Here is a 16,762-nt window from a genome sequence, read left to right on the forward strand (position 1 = left end):
CCTCGCTGTGCAGAATTCTCTCTGCACAGCGAGTCTCCGCGCACGCGGGCAGGCCAACGCCCTGCCAACCTGACTCCCCGCATGCTTTCAGTCCTACACATAGGAATATTCCGTAGGTACTTGAACAACTGGTCTATCTTCAAGATCAATGCCGCAATTATTTTGACTCAGGGAGTCAGTTATGAAGAAGCGTGTGGTGCTGATCGAAGACCACCCCGCAATGCGTTTGGCGATCCGCTCGTTGCTCGAGCAGGATCCGCAGTTCGAAGTAGCCCGTGAAGCGGCCGATGGCCATGGAGGACTGGACGCCGTACGCAAGGAACGCCCCGACCTGGTGATACTCGACCTCAACCTGCCCGGCATGGATGGGCTCGACTTGCTGGCGCGCATCCACATCTTCGACGAAAACATCCGCCTGCTGGTCCTGAGCTCGCAGGATGAACGTCTCTACTCGAGCAAGGTCGAAGCGGCGGGTGCGCATGGGTTCGTCAGCAAGAACAAGGACACCAGCGCCATTCTCAACGCGGCTCGCATGCTGGTCTCCGGCTATCGTTGCTTCCCGGAAAAGTCCCTGAGCATCGACAAGAACACCGACCCGGTGGCCAGCCTCACGCCACGCGAACTGGTCGTGTTGCGCAGCCTGGTGAGAGGGATGAGCAACAAGGACATCGCCGAGGAACTCTTCCTCAGCCAAAAGACCGTCAGCACCTACAAGACCCGCATTCTTGAGAAGCTGAACCTCGACAGCCTCGTGGATCTGGTGGAATTCGCCCGCACCCATCGCCTGAACGACTGACAGACATCACTGAAAACCGCGTCCGACGGCGACTATCGAATCGAAGAATCACAGCCGTGCCATACTCATGTGGCACGTCACGACGGAAACGACTCTCGCCATGCCCAAAGGATTGAAACGCGCGATCGGCGCGGTAGTGCTGTTAGTCCTCTTCTATTGCCTGCTGGGCTTTCTCATCCTGCCCGGTGTCGGGCTGCGGATAGCCAACCAGCAATTGGCTCACTACTCGAGCGTTCCCGCACGTCTGGAACGTATCGAATTCAATCCATTCAGCCTGGAGCTGACCCTCTGGGGCTTACATCTGGGGGACGACGGGAAGGAGCAGGTACGCTTCCGTCGGCTCTACGCCAACCTCGAACTCGACAGCCTGTGGAAACGCAGGCTGCACCTCGCCGACGTCGAACTGGACGCGCCACACACCGAGTTGCTGTTCGCCGAGAACGGCACGCTGAACCTGAGCCAGCTGTTCAAGCTCCCGCCCAGCCAGCCGGCCCCTGCTCAGGAGGAACCGGGCAATCCCTTCCCGCTGCGCATCGATCGCATTCGCCTGGCCGAAGGCAGCCTGCACTTCCTTGATCGTCGCCCCAGCGAACCGGTGGAGTTCGTTTTCGATCCAATGGGCTTCGAACTGCACAACCTCAGCACCCTGCCTGAAGATGGCGCCGTCATGACTCTGGTCGCCACCGGCCCCCACGGCGGTAAACTGGACTGGAAAGGTGACCTGAGCATCGTGCCATTCACCTCCAAGGGCAGCATCACCCTCGACGGCGTGCCGTTGAAGGCCTGGTGGCCCTACGTGCGGGACAACGCGCCGCTGAATCTGAACAACGGCATCCTCAGTATCGCTTCCGACTACCACCTGGACCTGTCGAAGGGCACGCAGTTGCTGCTGGACAAGACTGCCATACAGTTGCGCGACCTTGACCTCAGCTCGCCTGACGGTAAACCGCTGGCCAAGCTCGCCAGCCTCGATGTTGCCGATACCACCCTCGACCTCGCCAAGCAGGAAGTGCTGGTCGGCCAGATTCGCAGCCAGGGCCTGGAGGCCTGGGCAGCCCGCGAGAAGGACGGCCAGTTGGACTGGCAGAAGCTCTTCGCCAACTTCAAGCCCTACAAGCGCCCCGAGGAGCCCACGCCACAGGCTCAGGCCGCTCCGGAACCGGCCCCTGCCACAGAGGCCACGGCGGAGTCTGCCAAGGATCAGCAACAGCAGGCCTCGACCGAAAAATCTCAGGCCACGCCTGGTGAGCCCGCCAAGACGGCCCAGGCCGAGCCGGCCAAAACGCCGACCCCGGCTCAGCCCGAACAGCCTGCCGAGGCTGGCAAGGCTGTGCAAAATGCCGAGGCTGCCAAGCCGGCCGAGCCGCCGAAGGCCTGGCATGTGGTCCTGCGCGACACCCAGCTGCGCGGCTACAAGGCGCACCTGGCCGATCGTGCGCCGGGCAAACCGGTGAACCTGGAACTGGGCCCGCTGGATCTGGACCTGCAGAACCTCGACAGCGGCCTGACCTCGCCGCTGCAGCTCAAGCTCAAGACGGGGCTCGGTCCTCGCGGTCAGATCGAAGCCAGTGGCCAGGTCATCCCCAATCCGGTCAGCGCCAGGCTCAAGGTTTCGACCCGCGATATCGACCTGCGAGTAGCCCAGGCCTATATCGATCCGTTCATCCGCCTGGAGCTACGCAGCGGCCTGCTCTCCAGCGATCTGGATGTCGACCTCAAGGGTACGGAGCCGCTGGCCTTCAGCGTCAACGGTAGTGCCCAGGTAACCCAGTTGCACACGCTGGACACCCTCAAGAACCGCGACTTCGTCAAATGGACCAAGCTGACCCTCGACGGCCTGGCGTACAAGCATGGCGACAGCCTGGTGATCCAGACCGTCTCGCTGGAAGAGCCCTACGCGCGCTTCATCATCAACGAAGACCGCAGCACCAACGTCAGCGAGCTGATCATTGCGCAACCCGAATCCAACTCGCCATCGGCGAACAAGGGCAGTGCTTCCGGCGGAAACAGCAAGCCGCTGGGTATCCGCATCGGCGGCGTGAAGATCAACAACGGCTCGGCCAACTTCGCCGACCTGACCCTGCGCCCGGATTTCGCCACCGCTATCCAGCAACTGGGCGGCGAGATCGGCACCATCGACAACCGCAATCCGGCCCCCGCCTCGGTGGACGTGAAAGGCAAGGTCGACAAATACGCGCCGGTTACCATCAAGGGCAGTCTCAACCCCTTCTCGCCACTGGAAAAGCTGGACATCGCCACCAGCTTCAAGCGGGTCGAGCTGACTACCCTGACGCCCTACTCCGGCAAGTTTGCCGGCTACCGCATCCGCAAGGGCCGGCTGAACCTGGACCTGCATTACCAGATCACCCAGGGCAAGCTCAAAGCCGACAACAAGGTGCTGGTGGAACACCTGCAACTGGGCGAGAAAGTCGACAGCCCGGACGCCGTGGACCTGCCGGTGAAGCTGGCAATCGCCCTGCTCAAGGACGCCAACGGCAATATCGACATCCAACTGCCGGTGGAAGGCGACCTGAACAATCCGCAGTTCAGCGTCATGCCCATCGTCTGGCAGACCTTGCGTAACCTGGTCGTGCGCGCCGTGCAGGCGCCCTTCAACTTCATCGCCGGGCTGGCCGGTGGCTCCGGCGGCCCGGACCTGAGCAACGTGACCTTTGCCCCAGGCTCCAGCGAGCTGGACGCCAGTGCCCAGGGCAACCTCGACAAGCTGGCCGAAGCCCTCAAGCAGCGCCCGGCGCTCAAGCTGGAAGTCGAAGGCGTTGCCGCCGCCAGCAGCGACGGTCCGCTGCTGGCCGACAAGCGCCTGAAGCAGGAATACCAGAAGAACTACTACAGCATGTTGCAACGCCGCGGCGACAAGGTGCCCAGCGATGCCAGCCAGTTGGAGGTTCCCGAGGACTTGCAGCCGATCCTGCTCGAAGGCGTCTACCGTGCACGTCTGAAGAAGCAGCCCCCCGCGGAATGGCAGCAGTTCAGCAAGGACGAGCGCTCGGCGAAAATGCGCCAGGCCGTGCTCGACTCCTGGAGCGACAGCCAGTTGCTGCTGCGCAAACTCGGCCAGGAGCGGGCGACCCAGATCAAGGACTACCTGGTTACCAAGGGTGGCCTGGGCGACGACCGTATCTACCTCATCGACGTCAGCTTCGGTGAAGCGGAGAATGGTGGCAATGTGGCCACCCAGCTTCACCTCGATAGCGAGTAAGGAGTCGTTCGATGAAAGCCCTGACCTGGACGTCCTGCGCCCTGCTGCTTTGTGCGGCGGGCGCCCAGGCGGAAAGCATGCGCTGCGGCAGCAACCTGATCAACGCCGGCGACCGCGCCTGGGAAGTCGAGCAGAAGTGCGGTGCTCCCGATCACCGTGACGAGGTTGGCTATACCCTCGGTGGCTACGACCGCCGCGAGTACCGGGTCGAGGAGTGGGTCTACGGCCCGCGCAATGGCACCAGCTACATCCTCACCTTCGAAGCCAACAAGCTCAAAAGCATCGAGTTCAAACGCAATTGAAAACGACCAACCTCATGCGCGCCGCTGCGCTCCTGTTGCCGCTCAGCTTCGCGGCAACCGACGCCCAGGCCGCCAGCCTGCGCTGCAACAGCAAGCTGATCAGCACCGGTGACGTCACCAGCGACGTGCTCAGTCGCTGCGGCCAGCCTGTGGACCGTTCGTTCCTGGGCTACAAGCAAGTACCGGGTGAGCGCTATGGCGAATCCATGGAAGTGGCCGTGGAGGAATGGATCTACGGCCCCTGGAGCGGCATGCTGTATTTCGTGCGCTTCGAAGGCAACCGCCTGAGCGACATCAAGAGCAAGCGCAGCGGCGACTGACAGGCGTAGTGGCCGGGTGCTAGTCTCGCCGCCATTCACGTCACCTGCGCCAAGGACCGGTCGCCATGGTCATCGTCCCCGCCGAGCACCCGCTGGACTGGAAGAAGCCTCCGGTCATCACGTTGCTGCTGATCGTCATCAACATCCTGATCTACTTCGGCTACCAGGGTGGCGACAGCACACGGCGCGAAGAAGCCGTGCGTGTCTACCTGGAACAGGACCTGCTGAGCCATGAGCGCCCGCTGTTCAGCGCCTCGCTGGAGCGTCGCGAGCGGCTGAAAGCCGAGCAGCAGCGCGCCCTCGAAGCCCTGCCCCGCCAGCAGTTGGCCTGGCTGGTGCTCTCGGACCTGGAATTTGGCCACGAGCTGCGCGGCCTGCCAGCCTTCCAGCAGGACGCGGCCTGGCAAGCAGCGCGCACCCGGGCTGAGGCGGCCCGCGACCAGACCAGCAGCCTGCGCTTCGGCTTCATCCCCGAGCGTTTCACCGTGCAGGGCCTGTTCGGCTCGATGTTCCTCCACGGCAGCTTCTGGCACCTGGCCGGCAACATGGTGTTCCTGTTCATCTTCGGCTTCGCCCTGGAAGCGGCGCTGGGACGCCTCCTGTACCTGGGCCTCTACCTGTTCAGCGGCCTGTGTTCCGGGCTGCTGTGGTGGGCGCTCGACCCTTCGTGGGTGCCTGGCATCGGCGCGTCGGGCGCGATCTCCGGCCTGATGGGCATGTATATCGGGGTCTACGGCTTGCGCCGCATCCAGTTCTTCTACTGGCTCGGGCCGCTGATCGGCTACCTCAAGGCGCCGGCGCTGTGGATCCTGCCGCTGTGGCTGGGCAAGGAACTGTTCGGGCTGATCCGTGCAGCCGACCACGTGAATTACTACGCACACATCGGCGGGCTGGTCTCCGGCTTCCTCGCCGTCTGGTTGCCGCGCAAGCTGGGGCGAATGCCGGTCGACGAGGCCTACCTGGCGAAGGAAGACCCGGATGCGCCGTTCAAGCGCGCACTGGCCTCGCTGGATGAGCAGATCGGTCGCTTCGCTCTCGACCAGGCTGCCGCACGCGGTCCGCAGTTGCTGCGCCAGTACCCTGGAAGGGCTGTGCTCGTCGAACGCCTCTATGGTGTGGCCAAGGGGCGCCAGGATCGCGCCCTGATGAGCGAAACCCTCAAGCAGTTGTTCGCCCTGCCGCCGTCCCCCGCAGCCGATGCCTTGCTGCGCCGGCTCGCGGTGGAAAGCGCCGGCAGCGATGCAGGGCTGCTCGCGCACCCGACGATTCAACTGCATCTGCTGCGCAAGCTGCTGCAACTCAATGAAGCGCCCCAGGCGCTGAGCAGCTGGCGCCGCCTCGCGCGCTCCGGCCAACTGCCGGAACCCATGCCCGGCCTGACCCTGCAACTGGCCAAGCAGATGGGCCAGAAAGGCGATTTGCAGGCAGTGCGCGAGCTCTCGCGCTTCCTCCGCCAACACTTCCCGGAAGCGGACCCAACCCGCCAACTGACGATCTATCAGCAGCACCTGGCCCCTTGAGCCACCCAACAAAAAGCCCCGCCGGCGAACCGGCGGGACTTGTGTCATCCGTGTGCCTGGGCGTTACAGGTGGCGGCTGAAATCGCGGACTTCCTCTTCCGCTTTCTCGCGGGTCCAACCGTAGCGCTCCTGAAGCTTGCCCACCAGGTATTCGGCATGTCCGTCCGCCGCCTGCAGGTCGTCGTCAGTGAGCTTGCCCCACTTTTCCTTGAGAGAGCCGGACAGCTGCTTCCACTTGCCTTTGATGACGTCAGTGTTCATGGCGATCCTCCTGTTCGAGGGTTGGATGGGGTAAGTCGTTCGAGGCTGGGCGCGCCCTTACTCGACCGACTTCAGGCCGTCAGCCGATACGGCTTTCACGCCTTTGATGTCCTGTGCAGTCTTCACCGCCAGATCCTTCTCGGCATCGGTCTTGACGTTACCGGACAGGGAAACCACGCCCTTGTTGGTCTCGACCTTGATGTTGGTGCCGCTGATGTCCTTGTTGGCGATCAGGCTGGACTTCACCTTGCTGGTGATCCAGGTGTCGGAAACCGCCTCTTCAGTTTTCTGGACGGTGTCATTGGCGGCCAGAGTCGTCGGCTGGGCGAACACCGAGTTGGCGAACGAGAAGCTCAGAGCGGTTGCGGTGGCAGCGGCAAGGGCCAGTTTGTTGAAACGTTTCATGGCGGTTTCTCCTGAATTATTGGAAAACTGCGGCCCGTTCCTGGCAGCAGTTGCACTAGGACTATCGCAAGCCCTGTGCCAGCTTTCCGAAATCAGTAAAAACCTTATAAATCAGATAGTTAAGAATAAACCAAAAACACCTGTCGCTTGCAGATTGCAAAACCCGCCGCTGCGCTTCGTGCAGGCTGCACGATCAGGTGCCGGAGCTGCGACCCAGTTTGGCCAGCACGGCTTCAAGCTGTACCACCTCGCCCATCTGCTCGAATGCCGGGTAGCGCTGGCGAATGAAGGCCAGCAGTTGCTGGGCAGGCTCTACCTGCCCCAGCTCTTCGGAGAATGCACGTGCAGCCATCAGGTAGGCGCGCGCGATGCCGGGATAATCCGGGAAGCGCTTGTGCAGGTTACGCAGCAGGCTAAGTCCCTCGCGAGCCTTGTGCCGCTCGATCAACACCTCGGCGATGCGTTCGCAGACGCTCGGGTCTTCCGGCAGGTAATCCGCCTGCAGTTGCCGGGCATTGAGGAAGGCGCTGGCGGCGAGCTGTGGATTGAGACGGCTGGCCAGCCCAAGGTAATGCGGCAGGTGGTTCAGGCATTCTGCACGCTCGTTGAGAGCGAACAGCAGTTGGTGATAGCGCTCGTTCAGCTTGAGATCCTGGCGCCCCTCGCGCAAGGCGGCGAGGAGGATCTCCAGCGCCGCTCCGGTCTGCCCTTCCTTGACCCGCACCTCAGCCTCGGCCAGGGCCTTGCGGCGGTGCCATTCCGGCGCGGCGAAGCCGGCTGGCGCATCTTCGCCGGCGGAGACGTAGCCCAGCGCCCCCTGATACTGGAACACGGCATAGCCCATCATGGCGCACATCACCACGCTGAAGTAGCCCGTCAACGCAGCGACCACGGGCACCATCACCACCCTGGGCAAGCCATGGGACAGCAGCCAGCCGACGTAGGTCGGCGACTGCCAGAGGATGAACAGGAATACACAGAGGATCAGATATCGCCAGCCCATGGCTGCGATCACCTGCCCCACTTCGCCGGGGCTGAGCGCCGCGCCCAGACTCTTGTCGAGGGACAGGCGAATGATGCTCGCCGGCAACACCAGCATGATGGCGATATTGGCCGCCCAATAGATCGCCTCGCTGTGGAAGTCGGCTGCCAGCCAGAGCAGCACCAGGGCAATCAGGAACACCGCCAGTTGCTGGAAGAACGTCCGCAGGCTGTCAGCACTGAAGGCTTCCAGCAGGCCTGGGGCTTCCTGGCCGCCAAAGCTGGCCGCTTCGATCACGCTGTGCAGGTACTTGGTCGCCACACTGAATAGCGCGATCCAGAGCAGGAAAACCGCCGGCATGAACACACAGGCCAATGCCAGTAGTGCGCAGAACGCCAGTGGCCCCGCCTGGAAGCCATAGGCAAAGAATTTCGGCAGGCGCTCCCAGAAGGGTTGCGCGGTGTTCGCCGCCCCCAGGAAGCGCAGGTGGCCACGGCACAGCGGGCAAGACGGCGCATACTCTGGAGCGTCGGCGTTCAAGGGAATGCAGCAGTCACCGTAGTGGCGCTCGCAGGGCTGGCAATGCCAGGTCGCGGGTTGGGCACTGTGGTAGTGACAGTAACGCTTGTCCATCTCGGGGCATCCTTGGAGCGAGATCGGCGAATGGCGCATTCTCAAGGCAAAAAAAGAGGGCCCGCAAGGGGCCCTCTTTCATTTCACCGTTTGCTTACACGCCAGAGGCTTCAGCAGCGGCTACGTCCTTGATGGACAGCTTGATGCGGCCACGGTTGTCCACATCGAGAACCAGGACTTTGACTTCCTGGCCTTCCTGCAGAACGTCGGTGACCTTGTCGATGCGCTTGTCGCTGATTTGCGAGATGTGCACCAGACCATCCTTGCCCGGGAGGATGTTGACGAAGGCGCCGAAGTCGACGATGCGCTCGACCTTGCCAACGTAGATCTTGCCGATTTCGGCTTCCGCGGTGATACCCAGGACGCGCTGCTTGGCGGCCTCGGCAGCTTCCTTGGTTTCGCCGTAGATCTTCACGCTGCCATCGTCCTCGATGTCGATCGAGGCCTTGGTCTCTTCGCAGATGCTGCGAATGGTGGCGCCGCCCTTGCCGATGACGTCGCGGATCTTGTCGGTGTCGATCTTCATCTGGATCATGGTCGGAGCGTTTTCCGACAGCTCGGCGCGCGGAGCGGCGATGATCTGGTTCATCTGGCCGAGGATGTTCAGGCGAGCTTCCAGGGCCTGGCCCAGGGCGATCTCCATGATCTCTTCGGTGATGCCGTTGATCTTGATGTCCATCTGCAGGGCGGTCACGCCCTTGTCGGTACCGGCGACCTTGAAGTCCATGTCGCCCAGGTGGTCTTCGTCACCCAGGATGTCGGTCAGGATGGCGAACTTGTCACCTTCCTTCACCAGGCCCATGGCGATACCGGCAACCGGCGCCTTGACCGGAACACCGGCGTCCATCAGAGCCAGGGAAGCGCCGCAGACCGAAGCCATGGAGCTGGAGCCGTTGGACTCGGTGATCTCGGAAACGACGCGGATGGTGTAGGGGAACTCGTCCTGGGTCGGCAGCATGGCAGCAACGCTGCGACGTGCCAGACGGCCGTGGCCGATTTCACGACGGCCTGCGCTGCCCATGCGGCCACACTCGCCTACCGAGAACGGCGGGAAGTTGTAGTGCAGCATGAAGGGGTCTTTGCGCTCGCCTTCGAGGGTGTCGAGCAGCTGGGCGTCACGGGCGGTGCCAAGGGTGGCAACGACCAAGGCCTGGGTTTCGCCACGGGTGAACAGCGCCGAGCCGTGGGTCTTGCCCAGTACGCCGACTTCGATCTTCAGCGGGCGAACGGTGCGGGTGTCGCGGCCATCGATACGCGGTTTGCCGTTGACGATGTTTTCGCGAACGGTGCGGTATTCCAGCAGGCCGAAGACTTCTTTGACTTCACCCGCGGAGAACTGGCCTTCGCCTTCGCCGGCGAACTTGGCGACGATCTGCTCGCGCAGGGCGTCCAGGGCCGCGTAACGGTCCTGCTTGACGGTAACGGTGTAGGCCTCGGAGATGGCAGCACCGAACTCGGCCTTGATGGTGTTGACCAGAGCGGTGTTCTCGACCGGTGCGGTCCAGTTCCAGCTCGGCTTGCCGGCTTCGGTTGCCAGTTCGGCAATGGCACGGATGACTGCCTGGAACTCTTCGTGGGCGTACAGAACGGCGCCCAGCATCTGGTCTTCGGTCAGCTCGTCGGCTTCGGACTCAACCATCAGTACGGCGTCGGAGGTACCGGCCACGACCATGTCGAGGCTGGAGCTCTGCTGCTGTTCGTAGGTCGGGTTGAGGATGTAGCCGATTTCCGGGTGGAAGCCAACACGGGCAGCGCCGATCGGGCCGGCGAACGGAATGCCGGAGATCGCCAGGGCGGCGGAGGTGCCGATCATGGCGGCGATGTCCGGATCGGACTTCTTGTTGGTGGAAACGACGGTGCAGACGACCTGCACTTCGTTCATGAAGCCTTCCGGGAACAGCGGGCGGATCGGGCGGTCGATCAGGCGCGAGGTCAGGGTTTCCTTCTCGGAAGGACGGCCTTCACGCTTGAAGAAGCCACCGGGGATACGGCCGGCTGCGTAGGTTTTCTCCTGGTAGTGCACGGAGAGCGGGAAGAAGCTCTTGCTCGGGTCGGCCTGCTTGGCGCCGACAACGGTGCAGAGCACGGTGACGTCGTCCATGGTGACCAGGACGGCACCGGTGGCCTGGCGGGCAATGCGGCCAGTCTCGAGGGTTACGGTCGACTGACCGAACTGGAATTTCTTGATTACCGGGTTCACGGTTTCTTTACCTTCGCTTTAGTTGCCTTGGGGGAAATTGTGGAAATGCCGGGAGTCGGACCCGAATTCATTCCCTATAAAAGCGAGAAAGCCGGGAGCCGAAGCCGATGAGCGGTATACACCGCCCATCGACCCCGGACTCCCAGCTTCCCACTTCAGGCTTGCCGTCTTAGCGACGCAGGCCCAGGCGACCGATCAGGGCGCTGTAACGAGAGGTGTCCTTGCTCTTCAGGTAGTCCAGCAGCTTACGACGCTGGTTAACCATACGGATCAGGCCACGACGGGAGTGGTGGTCTTTGCCGTTGGCCTTGAAGTGGTCCTGCAGCTTGTTGATGTTGGCGGACAGCAGTGCAACCTGCACTTCCGGGGAACCGGTGTCGCCTTCAGCTTGCTTGTACTCGTTAACGATCTGGGCTTTTTCTTGGACGCTCAGTGCCATGATGGGGCTTCCTCTGAGGTAACAGGCCAGGGACTTCTCCCTGTGTTCATAGTAAGAGGTGTGACCGTGCCTGCTGACAGCCACCCTCGGTTTCGGTCTTAAGACCGAATCAGTCGACGCGGCGCCAGGCGCCCGTCATCGGTCACTTCACCGATACCGATGAAACGACCTTCGTGATCCTGCACCCGCAGCATGCCGAACTTCGGCACCTCGGGAGCGCGTACCGGCTGACCATGCAGCCAGTAATAGGCGCTGTGCTCTGACAACTGCAGCAGCGGCCAGTGTTCCAGCCCGGCATCCACCGGAAGCAGGAAACAGTCGAGGGCTTCATTGCCACCCTCGGCATGGGCCTTCTCGAGCTCCTCGAGCGTCACCGACTGGTTCAGCTGGAACGGCCCAGCCTGGGTCCGGCGAAGGGCAGCGACGTGTGCGCCACACCCGAGTTCGCGGCCCAGGTCTTCGACCAGCGTGCGAATGTAGGTGCCCTTGCTGCAGGAAACGGCCAGGGTCGCACAGGGCGACTCGAAGGCGAGTAAATCCAGGCGCGCAATAGTAACAGAACGCGCCTCGCGCTCCACTACCTCTCCTGCACGAGCCAGCTTGTAGAGCGGCTGCCCGTCCTTCTTCAGGGCCGAGTACATCGGCGGCACCTGCTCTATATCGCCGCGGAAGCGCGGCAGCAGGGCCTCGACAGCCTCCCGACCGGCGGTCACATCGCGCTGCTCAACCACCTCGCCCTCGGCATCGCCGGTGGTGGTGGTAATGCCCAACTGGGCCACCGTCTCGTAGGCCTTGTCGGCATCGAGCAGGTACTGGGAGAACTTGGTCGCCTCGCCGAAGCACAGCGGCAGCACGCCAGTCGCCAACGGGTCGAGGCTACCGGTGTGGCCGGCCTTCTCGGCATTGAGCAGCCAGCGCACCTTCTGCAGGGCCTGGTTGGAACTCATGCCGCGCGGCTTGTCGAGAATCAGCACGCCGTTGACCGCACGGCGAATGCGTTTCACCTGGGCCACGCGTTACTCCTCGGAATCGCCGCCATGGCGACGATCCGCCGCCACCGCACGCTCGATCAGCGCCGACAACTCGGCACCACGGCGGATGCTGGCGTCGTAGCTGAAGTGCAACTGCGGCACGGTGCGCAGCTTCATTGCCTTGCCCAACTGCATGCGCAGGAAGCCCGCCGCATCGTTGAGGATGCTGGTGTTCTGCTTCACCACTTCGGCATTGTCGTCCTGGCCCATGACGGTGACGTACACCTTGGCATGGGACAGATCACGGGCCACGTCGACGCCGGTGATGGTCACCAGGCCCAGACGCGGGTCCTTGATTTCACGCTGGATCAGCAGCGCCAGTTCACGCTGCATCTGGTCGCCGATACGCTGGGTACGGCTGTACTCTTTAGCCATTTCTCTAACCTGCTTACCCGAGCCGTGAGGCTCCAGCATCAATTACGGGTTTGAATTCGACCGGATGACTAGGCGGGAAGACGAAGACAGTGCTCCAGCACGGCAAGGCTTCCCGACGACGTCATACGATTGAAGGCGAATCCGTATAAGCGGCAAACGCCCGGGGCAGCTGGATAGCTGGCCCGGGCGCTGCGTTCACGCTCGAATACCCTTACAGAGTACGAGCGACTTCGACCTTCTCGAACACTTCGATCTTGTCGCCGACGCGGACGTCGTTGTAGCTCTTCACGCCGATACCGCACTCCATGCCGGCACGGACTTCGGAGACGTCATCCTTGAAGCGACGCAGGGACTCCAGCTCGCCTTCGAAGATGACCACGTCGTCGCGCAGAACACGGATCGGACGGTTGCGGTGCACCAGACCCTCGGTGACCATGCAGCCGGCGACCGCGCCGAACTTCGGCGAACGGAACACGTCACGCACTTCGGCGATACCCAGGATGTTCTCGCGAACATCGCTGCCGAGCATGCCGGTCAGGGCTTTCTTGACGTCTTCGATGATGTCGTAGATCACGTTGTAGTAACGCATGTCGAGGCCTTCGGACTCGACGATCTTGCGCGCACCAGCGTCAGCACGGACGTTGAAGCCGAACAGCACCGCGTTGGAGGCCAGCGCCAGGTTGGCATCGGACTCGGTGATACCACCGACGCCGCCACCGACCACGCGAACCTGCACCTCGTCGTTGCCCAAGCCACTGAGCGAGCCCTGCAGGGCTTCCAGCGAACCACGGACATCGGACTTGAGGACGATGTTGAGGGTCTTCTTCTCTTCCTGGCCCATGTTCTCGAAGATGTTTTCCAGCTTGCCGGCGTGGGCACGAGCCAGTTTCACTTCGCGGAACTTGCCCTGACGGAACAGAGCGACTTCGCGGGCCTTCTTCTCGTCGGCGACCACGGTCATCTCGTCGCCGGCATCCGGAGTGCCATCCAGGCCGAGGATCTCGACCGGAATCGACGGACCGGCTTCCTTGATCGGCTTGCCGTTCTCGTCGAGCATCGCACGGACGCGGCCGTAGTTGACGCCGACCAGAACCATGTCGCCCTGACGCAGGGTGCCGTCCTGGACCAGCACGGTGGCTACCGGGCCACGGCCCTTGTCCAGACGGGACTCGACCACCACACCACGGCCCGGGGCCGACGGAGTGGCTTTGAGTTCGAGTACTTCAGCCTGCAGCAGTACGGCTTCGAGCAGCTCGTCGACGCCGGTACCCAGCTTCGCGGAAACGTGAACGTACGGAGCATCGCCGCCCCACTCTTCCGGGATCACGTCCAGAGCGGCCAGGCCGTTCTTGATGTTGTCCGGGTTGGCGTCGGGCTTGTCGATCTTGTTCACCGCGACCACGATCGGCACGCCAGCCGCTTTCGCGTGCTGCACGGCTTCCTGGGTCTGCGGCATCACGCCGTCGTCCGCAGCCACCACGAGGATGACGATGTCGGTCGCCTGGGCACCACGGGCACGCATCGCGGTGAACGCGGCGTGGCCAGGGGTGTCGAGGAAGGTGACCATGCCGCGGTCGGTTTCCACGTGGTAGGCGCCGATGTGCTGGGTGATGCCGCCGGCTTCGCCAGCTGCAACCTTGGCACGACGGATGTAGTCGAGCAGCGAGGTCTTGCCGTGGTCGACGTGGCCCATCACGGTCACGACCGGTGCACGGGAAACCGCTTCACCTTCGAACTTCAGCGACTCGGCCAGTTGTTCTTCCAGGGCGTTCTCGCTGACCAGCTTGACCTTGTGGCCGAGTTCTTCGGCGATCAGCTGGGCGGTTTCCTGGTCGAGCACCTGGTTGATGGTCACCGGGGTGCCCATCTTGAACATGAACTTGACGACTTCAGCGCCCTTCACCGACATCTGCGCAGCCAGTTCGGCCACGGTGATGGTCTCACCGATATTTACTTCACGCACAATCGGTCCTGTCGGGCTCTGGAACCCGTGCTGGTTACGCTTCTTCAGCTTGCCCTTGCCACGGCCACCGCCGCGACGGCCAAAGCTGTCGTCGTCGTCACCACCACTGCGCACGACGCGCGGCGCGGTGGTCTTTTCCTTTTCCTTGATCGACGGGCGATGCTGGGCATGCTTGCGATCACGGCGCTCGTCCTCGTCATCACGTTTGGGCACACGACGCGGCTCTTCCTTCTTGCGGTCATCCGCAGCAGGAGCAGCAGCGGCCGGCGCACCCGGAACAGACGCAGGAGCCGCAGCGCGCGGCGCCTCGGCAGCAGCCGGGGCAGCAGCAGTGGCGGGCGCGGCTTCAACGGCCTGACGCGCAGCATCCGCCTGACGACGGGCCTCCGCTTCGGCAGCACGTTGACGAGCTTCTTCCTCTGCCTTCAGACGGGCAGCTTCTTCAGCTGCGCGCTGTTCTTCCAGCTCGCGCTGGCGTTCGGCTTCGAGCTCTTCAGGGTCACGCTTGACGTAGGTTTTCTTCTTGCGAACCTCGACACTGACAGTCTTGCTGCCAGCGACCCTCAAGGTCGAAGTGGTCTTGCGTTGCAGGGTGATCTTGCGCGGCTCTTCCGCGCGCTCACCGTGACTGCCTTTCAGGTGGGCCAGCAGCGCTTGCTTCTCGCTGTCGGTCACTACCTGCTCGGCGTTGTTATGGGGCAGACCCGCTTCGCGCATCTGCTGCAGCAGGCGCTCCACCGGCGTATCGACCGTCTTGGCCAGTTCTTTCACCGTGACTTGCGTCATGCACTTCTCTCCTCAGGCCGCGAATGCTTACTCGAACCAATGGGCCCGGGCGGCCATGATCAACTTGCCAGCACGCTCTTCGTCCATGCCGTCGATGTCGAGCAGATCGTCAATCGATTGCTCGGCAAGATCTTCACGGGTGGTTACACCGCGCAGCGCCAGGTCCACGGCCAGCTCTTTGGTCATGCCATCGAGGCTGAGCAGGTCTTCGGCAGGTTGTGCGTCGGCAAGTTTTTCTTCAGTGGCGATGGCTTTGGTCAGCAGGCGATCCTTGGCGCGCGAGCGCAGCTCGTTGACGATGTCTTCGTCGAAGCCGTCGATGCTGAGCATCTCTTCCATCGGTACGTAGGCGATTTCTTCCAGGGTGGTGAAGCCTTCCTCCACCAGTACCTGGGCGAGCTCCTCGTCGACATCCAGCTCGTCGACAAAGCGCTGCAGGATGTCGCCAGTTTCAGCCTGCTGTTTGGCCTGGATATCGGCCTCGGTCATCACGTTCAGGGTCCAACCGGTGAGCTGGCTGGCCAGACGTACGTTCTGGCCACTACGGCCAATGGCCTGGGCCAGGTTGTCTTCGGCAACGGCGATATCCATGGTGTGGGTATCTTCGTCGACGATGATCGCCGCCACTTCGGCCGGAGCCATGGCATTGATCACGAACTGCGCGGGGTTGTCATCCCAAAGGACGATGTCCACACGCTCGCCACCCAGTTCGCCGGAGACGGCCTGGACGCGGGAGCCACGCATACCGATGCAGGCGCCCTGCGGGTCGATACGCTTGTCCTTGGAGCGAACGGCGATCTTGGCGCGCGAACCCGGATCACGGGCGGCGGCCATCACGTCGATCAGCTGCTCGGCGATTTCCGGTACTTCGATGCGGAACAGCTCGATCAGCATTTCCGGCGCGGTACGCGACAGGATCAGCTGAGGGCCGCGGTTCTCGCTGCGGATTTCCTTCAGCAGGGCACGCACGCGGGTGCCGACGCGGAAGGTTTCACGCGGGATGATCTGGTCGCGGGCCAGCAGCGCTTCGGCGTTGTTGCCCAGGTCGACGATCACGTTGTCGCGGGTGACCTTCTTGACAGTGCCGGAGATGATCTCGTTGACCTTCTCGCGGTAGGCGTCGACCACCTGAGCGCGCTCGGCTTCGCGAACCTTCTGCACGATGACCTGCTTGGCGGTCTGTGCGGCGATGCGGCCGAACTCGATGGACTCGATCTTCTCTTCGATGACTTCACCGGCCGTCATGCCGGGGTGCTCTTCCTGCACGTCTTCGACGGTCAGTTCCGATGCCGGATTGGAGTAGTCCTCGTCTTCGACGATGGTCCAGCGACGGAAGGTTTCGTAGTTGCCGTTGGCGCGGTTGATTTCCACGCGCAGGTCAACCTCGTCCTCGAAACGCTTTTTGGTCGCGGTCGCCAGGGCCAGCTCCAGCGCTTCGAAAATCACGCCAGGCGGTACACCCTTCTCGTTGGATACCGACTCAACAACCAGCAGTACTTCTTTGCTCATCGTACGCCTCGCCTTTCAAT

General features: G+C 62.7%; 14 protein-coding genes. 5 read left to right on the forward strand and 9 right to left on the reverse strand.

Annotation, left to right across the window (positions count from 1 at the left end; all coding sequences use genetic code 11):
- Nucleotides 1–181: 181 nt before the first annotated feature.
- The 5 genes from L6D89_RS04365 to L6D89_RS04385 all read left to right on the forward strand — a co-directional run bounded on the left by L6D89_RS04365 (nt 182) and on the right by L6D89_RS04385 (nt 6,158).
- A complete protein-coding gene (locus L6D89_RS04365) occupies nt 182–796 on the forward strand; it encodes a response regulator transcription factor (protein ID WP_236175203.1) in 615 nt (204 codons plus the stop codon).
- A 100-nt stretch (nt 797–896) separates the two neighbouring features.
- Nucleotides 897–4,016, forward strand: coding sequence for a DUF748 domain-containing protein (locus tag L6D89_RS04370; protein ID WP_236198894.1), 3,120 nt, complete (start codon nt 897–899; stop codon nt 4,014–4,016).
- An 11-nt stretch (nt 4,017–4,027) separates the two neighbouring features.
- On the forward strand, nt 4,028–4,318 hold the full coding sequence (locus L6D89_RS04375; protein ID WP_236198895.1) for a DUF2845 domain-containing protein: 291 nt from the start codon (nt 4,028–4,030) through the stop codon (nt 4,316–4,318).
- 14 nt (nt 4,319–4,332) lie between these two features.
- Entirely contained in the window at nt 4,333–4,638 is a 306-nt protein-coding gene (locus L6D89_RS04380) for a DUF2845 domain-containing protein (protein WP_236175206.1), read from the forward strand.
- A 65-nt stretch (nt 4,639–4,703) separates the two neighbouring features.
- Nucleotides 4,704–6,158, forward strand: coding sequence for a rhomboid family intramembrane serine protease (locus tag L6D89_RS04385; protein WP_236198896.1), 1,455 nt, complete (start codon nt 4,704–4,706; stop codon nt 6,156–6,158).
- A 63-nt stretch (nt 6,159–6,221) separates the two neighbouring features.
- Here the strand turns inward: L6D89_RS04385 and L6D89_RS04390 are convergent, their stop codons facing one another.
- The 9 genes from L6D89_RS04390 to nusA form a co-directional block, all read right to left on the reverse strand.
- A complete protein-coding gene (locus tag L6D89_RS04390; RefSeq protein ID WP_024765331.1) occupies nt 6,222–6,419 on the reverse strand; it encodes a CsbD family protein in 198 nt (65 codons plus the stop codon).
- Nucleotides 6,420–6,476: 57 nt separating this feature from the next.
- Nucleotides 6,477–6,824 (reverse strand): BON domain-containing protein, encoded by a 348-nt coding sequence (locus tag L6D89_RS04395; protein ID WP_236198897.1) that lies wholly within the window; start codon nt 6,822–6,824, stop codon nt 6,477–6,479.
- A gap of 193 nt (nt 6,825–7,017) precedes the next feature.
- Entirely contained in the window at nt 7,018–8,439 is a 1,422-nt protein-coding gene (locus L6D89_RS04400) for a DUF4013 domain-containing protein (RefSeq protein WP_236198898.1), read from the reverse strand.
- A 94-nt stretch (nt 8,440–8,533) separates the two neighbouring features.
- On the reverse strand, nt 8,534–10,639 hold the full coding sequence (gene pnp / locus L6D89_RS04405) for a polyribonucleotide nucleotidyltransferase (RefSeq protein ID WP_236198899.1): 2,106 nt from the start codon (nt 10,637–10,639) through the stop codon (nt 8,534–8,536).
- A gap of 169 nt (nt 10,640–10,808) precedes the next feature.
- The gene (gene rpsO, locus L6D89_RS04410) at nt 10,809–11,078 is read right to left on the reverse strand and encodes a 30S ribosomal protein S15 (protein WP_017518939.1); all 270 of its coding nucleotides are present in this window, start codon (nt 11,076–11,078) and stop codon (nt 10,809–10,811) included.
- 98 nt (nt 11,079–11,176) lie between these two features.
- Nucleotides 11,177–12,091 (reverse strand): tRNA pseudouridine(55) synthase TruB, encoded by a 915-nt coding sequence (gene truB, locus L6D89_RS04415; RefSeq protein ID WP_236198900.1) that lies wholly within the window; start codon nt 12,089–12,091, stop codon nt 11,177–11,179.
- 3 nt (nt 12,092–12,094) lie between these two features.
- Entirely contained in the window at nt 12,095–12,484 is a 390-nt protein-coding gene (rbfA, locus tag L6D89_RS04420) for a 30S ribosome-binding factor RbfA (RefSeq protein WP_169936507.1), read from the reverse strand.
- Between the two features lie 211 nt (nt 12,485–12,695).
- Complete coding sequence (infB, locus tag L6D89_RS04425; RefSeq protein ID WP_236175213.1) at nt 12,696–15,233, reverse strand: translation initiation factor IF-2; 2,538 nt, start codon at nt 15,231–15,233, stop codon at nt 12,696–12,698.
- Between the two features lie 27 nt (nt 15,234–15,260).
- Nucleotides 15,261–16,742 (reverse strand): transcription termination factor NusA, encoded by a 1,482-nt coding sequence (gene nusA, locus L6D89_RS04430; protein WP_236198901.1) that lies wholly within the window; start codon nt 16,740–16,742, stop codon nt 15,261–15,263.
- Nucleotides 16,743–16,762 lie beyond the last annotated feature (20 nt).

Origin of the sequence: Pseudomonas pseudonitroreducens (assembly GCF_021603645.1) — a bacterium.
Taxonomy (GTDB): domain Bacteria; phylum Pseudomonadota; class Gammaproteobacteria; order Pseudomonadales; family Pseudomonadaceae; genus Pseudomonas; species Pseudomonas pseudonitroreducens.